The 12780-nt window shown below is 55.2% G+C and carries 9 protein-coding genes; 4 read left to right on the forward strand and 5 right to left on the reverse strand.

What is annotated here, in order from left to right:
* Positions 1 to 162: 162 nt before the first annotated feature.
* Positions 163 to 1707, reverse strand: coding sequence for an L-aspartate oxidase (gene nadB / locus AC5M9B_RS02335; RefSeq protein ID WP_487648186.1), 1545 nt, complete (start codon positions 1705 to 1707; stop codon positions 163 to 165).
* 51 nt (positions 1708 to 1758) lie between these two features.
* Positions 1759 to 2871 (reverse strand): quinolinate synthase NadA, encoded by a 1113-nt coding sequence (nadA, locus tag AC5M9B_RS02340; protein WP_487648187.1) that lies wholly within the window; start codon positions 2869 to 2871, stop codon positions 1759 to 1761.
* A 202-nt stretch (positions 2872 to 3073) separates the two neighbouring features.
* Here nadA and AC5M9B_RS02345 point away from each other — a divergent pair, with 202 nt between their 5' ends.
* Both AC5M9B_RS02345 and nadC read left to right on the forward strand, forming a co-directional pair.
* On the forward strand, positions 3074 to 4012 hold the full coding sequence (locus tag AC5M9B_RS02345; protein WP_487648188.1) for an NUDIX hydrolase: 939 nt from the start codon (positions 3074 to 3076) through the stop codon (positions 4010 to 4012).
* Positions 4013 to 4240: 228 nt separating this feature from the next.
* A complete protein-coding gene (nadC, locus tag AC5M9B_RS02350; protein WP_487648189.1) occupies positions 4241 to 5122 on the forward strand; it encodes a carboxylating nicotinate-nucleotide diphosphorylase in 882 nt (293 codons plus the stop codon).
* Positions 5123 to 5622: 500 nt separating this feature from the next.
* On the opposite strand, the gene mtgA is transcribed toward nadC, so the two are convergent.
* Both mtgA and aroE read right to left on the reverse strand, forming a co-directional pair.
* Entirely contained in the window at positions 5623 to 6324 is a 702-nt protein-coding gene (gene mtgA / locus AC5M9B_RS02355; protein WP_003756572.1) for a monofunctional biosynthetic peptidoglycan transglycosylase, read from the reverse strand.
* Between the two features lies 1 nt (position 6325).
* Positions 6326 to 7135: a shikimate dehydrogenase gene (gene aroE, locus AC5M9B_RS02360; RefSeq protein ID WP_146736445.1), complete on the reverse strand. Its 810-nt coding sequence runs from the start codon at positions 7133 to 7135 to the stop codon at positions 6326 to 6328.
* Positions 7136 to 7378: 243 nt separating this feature from the next.
* Here aroE and glnA point away from each other — a divergent pair, with 243 nt between their 5' ends.
* Positions 7379 to 8797 (forward strand): type I glutamate--ammonia ligase, encoded by a 1419-nt coding sequence (gene glnA / locus AC5M9B_RS02365; protein WP_019270334.1) that lies wholly within the window; start codon positions 7379 to 7381, stop codon positions 8795 to 8797.
* Between the two features lie 256 nt (positions 8798 to 9053).
* The gene (locus AC5M9B_RS02370; RefSeq protein WP_070655638.1) at positions 9054 to 10118 is read left to right on the forward strand and encodes a 2,3-butanediol dehydrogenase; all 1065 of its coding nucleotides are present in this window, start codon (positions 9054 to 9056) and stop codon (positions 10116 to 10118) included.
* A 207-nt stretch (positions 10119 to 10325) separates the two neighbouring features.
* On the opposite strand, the gene AC5M9B_RS02375 is transcribed toward AC5M9B_RS02370, so the two are convergent.
* Positions 10326 to 12497, reverse strand: a complete 2172-nt coding sequence (locus tag AC5M9B_RS02375; protein WP_487648190.1) for a TonB-dependent siderophore receptor — start codon at positions 12495 to 12497, stop codon at positions 10326 to 10328.
* Positions 12498 to 12780 lie beyond the last annotated feature (283 nt).

Consider the following 12780-nt stretch of genomic DNA (forward strand, 5'->3'; position numbering starts at 1 on the left):
GGAGTACGGCTTGGTATTTGAAGTGTAATGTATATTTGCTCATAAAAAAACTGCACCTTGGTGGTTGGAGGGTATGTGTCCAACTTTTGGGGTGCAGTTCAAACTCTTCAGACGACCTTTCTTCATTTTTCACAGGAATATCCCCCCGCGCAGCCCTGCCCTTCAGCTTGCCGCCTGTTTTTTCCAATCGACACGCTCTGCCAAATCGGTATTGAAATGCGCGCCGATGTTTTGCCGCCTTGCGTATGCGGCTTGGGCGACGGCGAGGCTGCATTCGAGCAGGTTGCGGTTTTCGTATTCGGACGCGGTGTGCGGCTCGGCTTGGTTTTGCTTCCAAAGCCGCAGTTGGGCGATGGCGCGGCGCAGGCAGGCATCGTTGCGGAGGATGCCGAGATGGCGTTGGTTGAAGGCTTGCAGGACGGGGCGGCTGAATGTGTTTTGGAGGTCGTCTGAAAAGATACCTGCTTCAACAGAGGGGCTTTCAGACGACCTTTGGGACGGTACAGCTTGGAATGCTTGTCCATCCGCGATGGTTTGGGCGGCAAGCCTGGCGGTAACGACGCATTCGAGTAGGGAGTTGCTGGCGAGGCGGTTGGCTCCGTGCAGCCCTGTGCAGGCGGTTTCGCCTAAGGCGTAGAGCTGCGGCAGGGAGGTTCTGCCGCTGGGGTCGGTTTGGATGCCGCCGCAGGTGTAGTGTTGCACGGGGCGGACGGGGATGGCTTGGCGCGTGATGTCCAAGCCGCATTGGGACAGGCAGTGCCGATGGATGGACGGGAAATGCTGACGGACGAACGCTGCGGGTTGGCGGCTGATGTCGAGTGAGACGAAGTCTTGCGTTTGTTTGGCGATTTCGGCAGCGATGGCGCGGGCAACGATGTCGCGCGGTGCGAGTTCGGCGCGGCGGTCGTAATGCGGCATGAACCGTTCGCCCGCTTGGTTGATGAGGATGCCGCCTTCGCCGCGCACGGCTTCGGAAATCAGGAAGGTACGTCCGTTTTCAGACGGCCTTGCCAAGCCTGTGGGGTGGAATTGGATAAATTCGAGGTTTTCGACTGCGCAGCCTGCGCGTATCGCCATGGCGATGGCGTCGCCCGTGCATTCGGGCGGCGTGGTGGTGGCGGCGTAAATTTGCCCGAGACCGCCGCCTGCGAGTACGGTATGGCGGGCGCGGATGCGGTAGGTTTCTTGCGTTTGGCGGTCGAGGACGGTCAGTCCGCACGCCGCGCCTGATTCGGTTTGGATATCCAACGCCATCTGCTGCTCGTAAACGCGGATGTTCGGGCAGCGGCGTATTTGGGCAATCAGGCTCTGCATGACGGCTTCGCCCGTGTAGTCGGCAACGTGGGCGATTCGGCGGCAGGTGTGTCCGCCTTCGCGCGTCAGGTGCAGGTCGTTATGATTCCGGTCGAACGCCACGCCCTGCGCCAGCAGCCATTCGATTGCCGGTTTGCCCTGCGACAGGATGGCGCGGACGGCGGCTTCGTCGCACAAACCCGCGCCCGCTTCTAAGGTATCGGCAACGTGTTTTTCAATGTCGTCCTCTCCTGACCACGCCGCCGCAATCCCGCCCTGCGCATGACGGCTGGCGGTGTCGTCCAGCCGGTTCTTGCACAAAATGACGATGCGGAACGATTCAGGCAGAGACAGGGCGAGCGTCAGTGCCGCCAGCCCGTTTCCGGCAATCAATACGTCGCAATCGGTTTGCATGGTGTTGTCCTTGTTTGTGAGGTCGTCTGAAACGGCAATATTGACGGCAAATCAGGCAGGGCCCATGCCGTTGAACACATCCCCACGTTTGAGTCCTGCCGCGAAGTCGAGCATACGCTGCAAAGGCAGTTTGGCAGCTTCGCCCAGCTTTCTGTCCAACAGGATTTCGTTGTGTCCGCTTGTCAGAGCGTATTTGATGCCGCCCAGCGAATTCATCGCCATCCACGGGCAGAGCGCGCAGCTTTTGCAGCTTCCGCCGTTGCCCGCCGTCGGTGCGGCGATAAATTCTTTGTCGGGTGCCTGCTTTTGCATTTCGTGCAAGATGCCTAAATCGGTCGCTACGATAAATTTTTTTTCAGGGCGCGATACGGCGGCTTTGAGCAGTTTGCTGGTTGAGCCGACCACGTCGCCCAGTTCGATGACGCTTTGCGGCGATTCGGGATGAACCAGCACCACCGCGTCGGGGTGTTCCGCTTTCAACGCCGCCAGCTCCTGCCCTTTGAATTCGTTATGGACGATGCACGAACCCTGCCACAAAAGCATATCCGCGCCCGTTTCGCGGCGGATGTAGTCGCCGAGGTGGCGGTCGGGTCCCCAAATCAGTTTCTCGCCGCGTGATTTCAGATAGGACACAATTTCCAACGCCACCGAAGACGTTACCACCCAATCGGCACGCGCTTTCACGGCGGCGGAAGTGTTGGCGTACACTACCACCGTACGGTCGGGGTGTTGGTCGCAAAACGCCGAAAACGCTTCTTCCGGACAACCCAAATCCAAAGAACATTCCGCTTCCAAATCAGGCATCAGCACCGTTTTTTCAGGGCAGAGGATTTTCGCACTCTCGCCCATGAAGCGCACGCCCGCCACCACCAGCGTACCGGCTTCATGTTCCGCGCCGAAGCGCGCCATTTCCAGCGAATCGCCCACGCATCCGCCCGTCTCCAAAGCCAAATCCTGAATCAGCGGATCAACATAATAATGCGCCACCAAGACCGCATTTTTCTCCTTCAGCAAAGCCTTGATTTCGTCTTTCAGACGACCTGCCGTCTCGCGGTCGGGCGTGTCGGCAACCTTCGCCCACGCCTGACGGATTTGGCAGGCGGAAGTCGGCGTTTGGATGAGGGGCATATCGTAGTCGAACGAGCGGCGGGCGGCGGTTTGCATGATGTTTCCTTGTAGCTGGTTTTTGAGGCGGCATGAAGGTTTGCCGTCTGTTTTTCAAACTGTTTTTATATTATGCTCAACTTGAGTATAATATGCAAGGTCGTCTGAAAACAGGTTTGAGATACCGCAAAACCGACCCGCTTCGTTCCGACAAACCGCTTTGGTTTACAATAAAGCCTTTCCCACCCACAGAAAGCCGAGCATGGACGCCTACCCCGAAGCCGAAGCCCCGCCGCAAAGCATCGTCGAGCTGGTTCCCGTATTGATTGCCGTTACCGACGGCGGCCTGCGGGCATTGACCGTCGCCCAAGGCACGCTCCTGCCCAACGGCCCGCTCTCCCCCCTGCGCAATTCCCTGCAGGCGGGTGTGAAGCTGTGGGTCGCCAAGCAGACTTCGCAGCCTATGGGCTATGTGGAACAGCTTTACACCTTTGTCGACACCCACCGCCGCAACGAACACGGCATGCCCGTGTTGTACGTCAGCTATTTGGGGCTGGTGCGCGAGGCAGCCGACAGCATCCTGCACCCGGATGCGAAATGGCAGGACTGCTACGACTATTTCCCGTGGGAAGACTTGCGCACCGACGGCGGGCAGCGCGACGCCATCGTCAGCCGCCTGCGCATTTGGGCAAACTCGGCGGACACGGAGGAAGTCCGCCAAAAGCGGCTCAAGCGCATTCATTTGTGTTGGGGGGTCGAACCGGAAAACTGGTCGGAAGAATACGTTTTGCAACGCTATGAAATGCTGTATGAAAGCGGCCTGATAGCGGAAGCCGCCGAGCCGCAGGCAAACTTCGACTTCGCGCTCACGGGGCAGCCCATGCGCCACGACCACCGCCGCGTGCTGGCAACCGCCCTGTCCCGCCTGCGCGCCAAAATCAAATACCGCCCCGTGATTTTCGAACTGATGCCGCCCGAATTCACGCTGCTGCAACTGCAAAACAGCGTCGAAGCCATCAGCGGCAGATTGCTGCACAAGCAAAACTTCCGCCGCCAGATTCAGCAGCAAAACCTCATCGAGCCGTCGGATACCGGCGTATCGGGCAGCAAAGGCCGTCCCGCGCAGCTTTACCGCTTCCGCGACGACGTCCTGCCCGACAGGCTGATTTCGGACATCGGACTGCCGCTGGGCAGCCGTTAGCCCGTTCTCAGACGACCTATAGTGGATTAACAAAAATCAGGACAAGGCGACGAAGCCGCAGACAGTACAGATAGTACGGAACCGATTCACTTGGTGCTTCAGCACCTTAGAGAATCGTTCTCTTTGAGCTAAGGCGAGGCAACGCCGTACTGGTTTTTGTTAATCCACTATAAAATGAAGTTTTGCCCCATCGGTGCAACATCAATCTTTTTCAACAAAGGAAACCCCATGTCGTCTGAAAACACCCTCTTCCCCCTGCCCGACACCTTGCTGCGCCCCATGGTGGAACAAGCCCTGAGCGAAGATTTGGGCAGGCGCGGCGACATTACGTCCGCCGCCGTCATCGCGCCCGACAAAACCGCCAAACTCTTCCTCGTCAGCCGCGAAAACGGCGTCATCGCCGGCATGGACTTGGCGCGCCTCGTCTTTCAGACGATGGATCCGTCCGTCCGCTTCCAAGCCGAAGTCCACGACGGGCAAGCCGTCCGCACAGGTCAGACGCTTGCCGCCGTCGAAGGCAACGCCCGCGCGCTGCTCGCCGCCGAACGCACCGCGCTCAACTACCTCACGCACTTAAGCGGCATCGCCACCGCCACCGCGCGTGCCGTTGCCGAAGTCGCTGAATACGATACAGACATCGTGTGCAGCCGCAAAACCATCCCACTGCTGCGCGTCCTGCAAAAATACGCCGTCAGGGCAGGCGGCGGCGTGAACCACCGCATGGGTTTGGACGACGCCGTACTCATCAAAGACAACCACCTCGCCTATTGCGGCAGCATCGCCCAAGCCGTGCGGCAGGCAAAACAGGCGGTCGGACCGTTGACTTGCGTAGAAATCGAAGTGGACACGTTGGCACAACTGGACGAAGCCATCGCGGCGGGCGCGGAACGGATTTTGCTGGACAACATGGACGACGAAACCCTGAAAGAAGCGGCAAACCGCTGCCACACGCAAACCGCCCACCCCCACACCATCTATTGCGAAGCATCGGGCGGCATCGGCTTCGACCGCCTGAAGCGCGTAGCGCAAACCGGCGTGGACGGCATCGCCCTCGGCTATCTGACCCATAGCAGCCGCTCGTTGGACATAGGTTTGGATTTCGTGGCGTAAATTTTGCCGAAGACAGCGGCGCAGAAAGAAATCCATTCAAAAACGCCCGTTTCGTCATTCCCGCACAGGTGGGGTAAAGATGGCGAAACGGGCGTTTTTTGGAGTGGATTAAAATTGCAATGATAAGGCGTTGCCAACGCCCTTATGTACGATATTATAGTGGATTAACTTAAACCAGTACGGCGTTGCCTTGCCTTGCCGCACTATCTGTACTGTCTGCGGCTTCGTCGCCTTGTCCTAATTTAAATTTAATCCACTATATTTTCGACACGCAACTTACCGGTTGTCGTCATTCCCGCGCAGACGGGAATCCATCGTAAAACTTGAGAAACCTTGATTTGAAAAAGATTTCTGAATTTCAAAAATGGATTCCCACCTGCGCGGGAATGACGGAAGAATGTATCAAAACCGGGCGGGTAGGATATAAATGTGATACGGCAAACAAGGTTACAGTTGCAAAAAGGTCGTCTGAAACCCCATCACCCGATTTTCAGACGACCTCAATCCATATCGCTTTCAGGCAGCTCCGCCGAACCCATACGGCGCAGGATGATGTTGGTTTTGTTACGCAGGCGTTTGCTTTTGGGGTTGTCGGCGTAAAACAGCGGCGCGGGGACGCGGGCGGCGAGTTTGGCGGCCTGCTGTTTGGTCAGGTTGGCGGCGGGTCTTTTATAGAAATACTGGGACGCGGCTTCTGCGCCGAATACGCCGTAGTGCCATTCGATAGCGTTCAGATACAGCTCGAAAATGCGGTCTTTGTCGGTAACAGCTTCCATCATCGCGGTAATCGCGGCTTCTTCGCCTTTGCGGATATAGCTGCGGCTTTCGTTCAAAAACAGGTTTTTGGCAAGCTGTTGGCTGATGGTCGAGCCGCCTGCTTTGACTTCGCCGCTTTGTTTGTTGCGCTTGATGGCGTATTGGATGCCGCCCCAGTCGAAGCCGCCGTGTTCGGCAAATTTGGCATCTTCGGAGGCAATCAGGGCTTTTTTCAGGTTGACCGAAATGCGGTCGTAAGGTACCCAGCGGTAATCGAGCGCGACATCTTTGCCTTCGCTTTGAAACTGCCGCATCCGCATCGCCATGAAGGCGGTTTTATTCGGCGCGACGGCGCGGTAAGTGATGATGTTGCCGTACACATAAGCGTTGAAAAAGATAAATGCGCCCAAAGGCAGGGCAATCAGCCATTTGATGATGCGGAACATTTTATAACTCTCTCATATATTGGATGACGGGCAGGACATCGGGTACGAAACCGCGCCAAAGCCGGTAGGAAGCTGCCGCCTGTCCGACCAGCATGCCCAATCCGTCGGCGGTTTGTTTTGCGCCTGATTGGCGGGAGAACGCTAAAAACGGCTCTGCCGCCCCGCCGTAAACCATATCGTAAGCCAAAGTGCAATGTTCAAAGACTTTGGGCGATACGGCGGGAAGCTGTCCGCTTAAGCCGCCGGATGTGCCGTTGATGATGATGTCGAAGCCGCCTTCCAGTTCATCCAAAGGTATGGCTTCAATACCGAAATGCGCCGCCATTTCCGCCGCTTTGGCGTGGGTCCGGTTGGCGATAACGATGCGCGCAGGGCGGTATTCTTTCAATACGGGAATGACGCCGCGCACCGCGCCGCCCGCGCCGAGCAGCAAGACGGTTTTACCCGACAGTTCCACGCCCAGCCTCTTTGAAATATCGTCCGTCAGTCCGAGCCCGTCGGTATTGTCGCCGCGTATTTTACCGTTTTCCAGCAAAATCAGCGTATTGACCGCACCTGCCGCCAAAGCGCGTTCGGAATGTTCGTCCGACAAGGCAAACGCTTCCTGCTTGAACGGTACGGTAACATTCGCCCCGCGCCCGCCGTCGGCAAAAAACGCTTCAACTGCCTGCGCGAAACCGCCGATGTCGGCGCAAATTCGTTCATATTCGATTTCAACGCCTTCCTGCAAGGCAAACTGCCGATGGATTTGCGGCGATTTGCTGTGTGCGACGGGGTTGCCGAAAACGGCATAACGGGGAGCAGTGTTCATAAAAATCCTATCCGGCAGGACAAATGCAAAGACCGCCCATTATAACCGCCTTTGCCGCCTCATACCGCTGTTTTCCAATAAATCCAAATACGCATCGGATTGTTGACAATCAGGTCGTCTGAAACTATATTCCGCAAGTCAGAAATTTAACGGATTTGCGGTTTCAGACGACCTTCGGCATGATAAAATGCAGCAGATTTTCCGCGAGATTGCGTATCCGTTACTTCCCATTAGGAGCCGAAAATGTCTATCAAAGACGCAGTAAAACTGATTGAAGAAAGCGAAGCCCGCTTCGTAGATTTGCGCTTTACCGATACCAAAGGCAAGCAGCACCACTTCACCGTCCCCGCCCGCATCGTCCTCGACGACCCCGAAGAGTGGTTTGAAAACGGTCAGGCGTTTGACGGCTCGTCCATAGGCGGCTGGAAAGGCATTCAGGCATCCGACATGCAGTTGCGTCCCGACCCTGCGACTGCCTTCATCGACCCCTTCTACGACGATACCACCGTCGTCCTCACCTGCGACGTCATCGACCCCGCCGACGGTCAAGGCTACGACCGCGACCCGCGCTCCATCGCCCGCCGCGCCGAAGCCTACCTCAAATCCTCCGGCATCGGCGACACTGCCTACTTCGGCCCCGAACCTGAATTCTTCGTCTTCGACGGTGTAGAGTTTGAAACCGATATGCACAAAACCCGTTACGAAATCACGTCCGAAAGCGGCGCATGGGCAAGCGGCCTGCACATGGACGGTCAAAACACCGGCCACCGCCCTGCCGTCAAAGGCGGCTACGCCCCCGTCGCCCCGATTGACGCCGGACAAGACCTGCGCTCCGCCATGGTGAACATCTTGGAAGAACTCGGCATCGAAGTCGAAGTCCACCACGCCGAAGTCGGTACCGGCAGCCAAATGGAAATCGGCACGCGCTTCGCCACCTTGGTCAAACGTGCCGACCAAACCCAAGACATGAAATACGTCATCCAAAACGTTGCCCACAACTTCGGCAAAACCGCTACCTTCATGCCCAAACCCATCATGGGCGACAATGGCAGCGGTATGCACGTCCACCAATCCATCTGGAAAGACGGTCAAAACCTGTTCGCAGGCGACGGCTACGCCGGCTTGAGCGACACCGCGCTCTACTACATCGGCGGCATCATCAAACACGCCAAAGCCCTGAACGCGATTACTAATCCGTCCACCAACTCCTACAAACGCCTCGTGCCGCACTTCGAAGCACCGACCAAGCTTGCCTACTCTGCCAAAAACCGTTCCGCGTCCATCCGCATCCCGTCCGTGAACAGCAGCAAGGCACGCCGCATCGAAGCGCGTTTCCCCGACCCGACCGCCAACCCATACTTGGCGTTCGCCGCCCTGCTGATGGCGGGTTTGGACGGCATCCAAAACAAAATCCATCCGGGCGACCCTGCCGATAAAAACCTCTACGACCTGCCGCCGGAAGAAGACGCACTCGTCCCAACCGTCTGCGCCTCTTTGGAAGAAGCCCTCGCCGCCCTCAAAGCCGACCACGAATTTCTGCTGCGCGGCGGCGTGTTCAGCAAAGACTGGATCGACAGCTACATCACCTTCAAAGAAGAAGACGTACGCCGAATCCGCATGGCGCCGCATCCGTTGGAATTTGAAATGTATTACAGCCTGTAATCCGCATTTCCAGTCAGGCTAAACGAAAGGTCGTCTGAAAACCTAGAAACAAGGTTTTCAGACGACCTCTTTTTGTTTATTCAAAATACGGCCTGCCGGCCAAAGCAAAAAGTATTAAAATAACAGCAATCAAACGACACAAACCCTGCCGATAATAAAAACTGTCGTCATTCAAGCGCACACCTACCCTTCCCTGAAAAGCCGTCCTACCTTTCAGACGACCTTTCTTTCCAACCTCAAAACAAGGAGTGTTACAATGAAAGCAGCACGTTTTTACGATAAAGGCGACATCCGCATCGAAGACATCCCCGAACCGACCGTCGCCCCCGGCACCGTCGGCATCAACGTCGCCTGGTGCGGCATCTGCGGTACCGACCTGCACGAATTTATGGAAGGTCCGATTTTCATTCCGCCCTGCGGCCATCCGCACCCGATTTCCGGCGAGTCCGCACCCGTAACGATGGGACACGAGTTCTCCGGCGTGGTTTATGCCGTCGGCGAAGGCGTGGACGACCTCAAAGTCGGACAACACGTAGTGGTCGAACCCTACATCATCCGCGATGACGTACCGACCGGCGAAGGCAGCAACTACCACCTCTCCAAAGACATGAACTTCATCGGCTTGGGCGGCTGCGGTGGCGGCCTTGCCGAAAAAATCGCCGTCAAACGCCGCTGGGTGCATCCGATTTCCGACAAAATCCCGTTAGACCAAGCCGCTTTGATTGAGCCTCTGTCCGTCGGCCATCACGCCTACGTCCGCAGCGGCGCGAAAGCAGGCGACGTCGCATTGGTCGGTGGCGCAGGTCCGATCGGTTTGCTGCTTGCCGCCGTTTTGAAAGCCAAAGGCATCAAAGTCATCATCACCGAATTGAGCAAAGCGCGCAAAGATAAAGCCCGCGAATCCGGCGTTGCCGACTACATCCTCGACCCGTCTGAAGTCGATGTCGTCAAAGAAGTGAAAAAACTGACCAACGGCGAAGGCGTGGACGTCGCATTCGAATGCACCAGCGTCAACAAAGTGCTGGACACCATGGTCGAAGCCTGCCGCCCGACTGCGAAAGTCGTCATCGTATCCATTTGGAGCCACCCCGCCACCATCAATGTCCACAGCGTCGTGATGAAAGAGCTGGACGTGCGCGGCACCATCGCCTACTGCAACGACCACGCCGAAACCATCAAACTGGTGGAAGAAGGCAAAATCAACCTCGAACCTTTCATCACCCAGCGTATCAAGCTAGACGAGCTGATTTCCGAAGGCTTCGAGCGTCTGATTCACAACAACGAATCCGCCGTCAAAATCATCGTCAATCCCAACCTGTAAACGCCTGACGGATTGATATAGCTAAATAACTTTTTTCGATACGCAACTTATCGGTTATCGTCATTCCTGTCCTCACGTAGGCGGGGGTGGGAATGACGGAATTTGATGATATACCGTATTAAAGTTAAGTATGCTTGCTATAGAAACATAAAGGTCGTCTGAAAACCTCAAATCGGGTTTTTCAGACGACCTTTTCTTTTGCCTACTTTAGAAAGTGTGTTTCAACGTAGCAGTCAGGCTGCGCGGCGTGCCGTAAACATGGATGTCGGGCATGGGGCGGTAGCGTTTGTTGAACACGTTTTCAAAGTCCAAACCGATGCGGGTGGATTTGCCGATTTTGTAATGCGCGGTCAAGTCCAGCGTAGCGTATGGGCGTTGGGTTAAGGCTTCTTTACCGGCAACGGTGAGGGGCTGATATTCATCATAGGCGTTTGTGCCGCTTTGCCAGTTGACGTTTGCACCCAAGTTCAAACGGTCGGTTACGTCATACGCCGTGAAGAGTTTGAAAAGGTGGGCAGGATAAGAAGGGTTGACCACATTGCCCGAATCATTTTTGAGTTTGGAGTACGCATAAGAAGCATTGAGCAGCCATTTGTCGCTCAAGCGTCCGCCGACGGACAGTTCCACGCCTTTTGTTGTAGTGTTGTCGGCTGCACGGTAGTATTTCTTACCATTCTTGAATTTGCCTGCAACCACGCCCAAATGGTCGCGTTTGTTCATAAAGGCGGATGCAGAAGCGTTCAAACGGCCTTCAAACCACGAGGCTTTTAAGCCGAGTTCATATGTTTTGCCGCGTTGCGGTTCGAGTGCCGTACCGTCTTTGGTCAAGTAACGCACTTGCGGGCGGAATATGGTGGTATAGGAGGTGTAGGCTGTCAGATTGTCGTTTAAATCATAACTTGCGCCCAAATAGGGGATAAATACCTTGTTTTTATGCCTGCTGTCGGCAAAATCGTTGCGATTGGAACTGTAGCGGTATTGCCAATCGACAAACCGTCCGCCACCTATCAATGCCAGCCTGTCGGTCAGTTTGAAACGGGTCGAACCGTAAACAGAGAGGTTTTTCATATGGGCAAAGCCGTCGCGAAGGTAGGGTATAGCCGGTTTTGTGAAATTTCCGTCAAAAAGGCGCAAATCAGGGACAACACCGTCTTCATTTTCTTCGTAATATGAAGGAGTTTCCTTATTGTACTGATAGCTGATGCCGGCATTGAATTCATGTTTGCGTCCCCAAAGCGGGTAATCGCCGTCCAAACTCAGAGAAAAATCTTGGTCGGCGTACTTGGCTTGGTCGCGCTCGGCAACAAATTTAGCGGAATAGTCCGGATAAATGATAAAAGGACCGGCTATACCGGAAACTGCATCACTTTTTCCATAAGTATGGCTGTAGTTGCCGTTCAGAGCCCAACCGTTTTCAAACTCATGATTGATAGAGGTGAAGATTTCCGCACTGTTTTCTTTACCGTAAGCCCATTTTGCTGAGGAATTGCTGCGCGGAGAGGCTGCAAACGGTTCGAAAGGTTGATTGTTTTCAGGGTCTCCCGCTACGGTCAGATAGCTGAAAGGAGAGCTGCCGGTATTGCGGAAACGGTGTATTTCCGTACCGAGGCGCCAGTGGGTTTGCGGCGTGAGGTCGTAAGACAGAATGCCGTAGAAAGTGTGATTGTGGCGCGATGTGTTCGGCAGGTAATCGCCACCGTGGTCGCTGACCAAAATAGCGCGACCGCGCAAGGTATTGTCGGCATTCAAAGGATGATTGGCATCAAGGACGAAGCGGTAGTGTTTCCAAGAACCGACACCGGCTTCTACGCTAATGGCAGGTTTGGCAGTCGGTTTTTTGCGTTCCAAAGCAACCGTACCGCCCGGCTCGCCCATACCGCCGTTGGACAAACCGCTCGCGCCGCGCACGACGACGACTTGTTCGTACAATGCGCTGTCCAGATTGTTGGTACCGCGGCGGATGGCTTTCCCGTCGTAAAGGAATTTAGGCGCGCCGTCCACGGAAATGCTGTCAATCGCCTGACTGCGCGAAATAAACTCGCTGTGACCGGATACGTTGTTGCCCATTTTGCTGTAGAACACGCCCGGTGTTTGTTTCAACACGTCCTGCAAGGTATCCAAACCTTGATCGTCCATTTGTTTTTCAGTAACGACGGACAAAGACTGCGGCGTTTCACGCTGGGTCAGGCGGATGCCCGTAGCAGCGGAAGAAGCGGGAATGGTGTAGTTGGTGGTCGTCTGTTTGCCGATGCCCTTTACTTGGACGGTAGGCAAATCAACCTGCTCAAGCCCATCCCCTGCCCCGAAGGAATAGGCGGATAAAAGTGCCGCAGCGACGGCAACCGGCAAACGCGCCGGACGAAATTTAGATAATGGCATGGTGTCTCCTAATTATATTAGCCGTCCGAATGGCACGGAGTTCAAAGCCTCCTTACACAATTCGGCAGCAAATGGCTTTTTTGTATCGAAAAATGAGAATTTTTATCAATTTTTCGTAATAAGATGAAATAAAGCGGTCGGAGTATATTGAACAGTCGAAAAAGAATCAAATAATTTACATCTTATCAAATACGTCATTTCCATCTGAGACCTTTGCAAAAATAGTCTGTTAACGAAATTTGACGCATAAAAATGCGCCAAAAAATTTCAATTGACTAAAACC

The organism is Neisseria flava (assembly GCF_982712965.1).

Bases quoted from the DNA above. Each gene is read 5' to 3' on its own strand.
- nadB (WP_487648186.1), bottom strand. From the start codon at position 1,707: ATGCAAACCGATTGCGACGTATTGATTGCCGGAAACGGGCTGGCGGCA.
- nadA (WP_487648187.1), bottom strand. From the start codon at position 2,871: ATGCAAACCGCCGCCCGCCGCTCGTTCGACTACGATATGCCCCTCATC.
- AC5M9B_RS02345 (WP_487648188.1), top strand. From the start codon at position 3,074: ATGGACGCCTACCCCGAAGCCGAAGCCCCGCCGCAAAGCATCGTCGAG.
- nadC (WP_487648189.1), top strand. From the start codon at position 4,241: ATGTCGTCTGAAAACACCCTCTTCCCCCTGCCCGACACCTTGCTGCGC.
- mtgA (WP_003756572.1), bottom strand. From the start codon at position 6,324: ATGTTCCGCATCATCAAATGGCTGATTGCCCTGCCTTTGGGCGCATTT.
- aroE (WP_146736445.1), bottom strand. From the start codon at position 7,135: ATGAACACTGCTCCCCGTTATGCCGTTTTCGGCAACCCCGTCGCACAC.
- glnA (WP_019270334.1), top strand. From the start codon at position 7,379: ATGTCTATCAAAGACGCAGTAAAACTGATTGAAGAAAGCGAAGCCCGC.
- AC5M9B_RS02370 (WP_070655638.1), top strand. From the start codon at position 9,054: ATGAAAGCAGCACGTTTTTACGATAAAGGCGACATCCGCATCGAAGAC.
- AC5M9B_RS02375 (WP_487648190.1), bottom strand. From the start codon at position 12,497: ATGCCATTATCTAAATTTCGTCCGGCGCGTTTGCCGGTTGCCGTCGCT.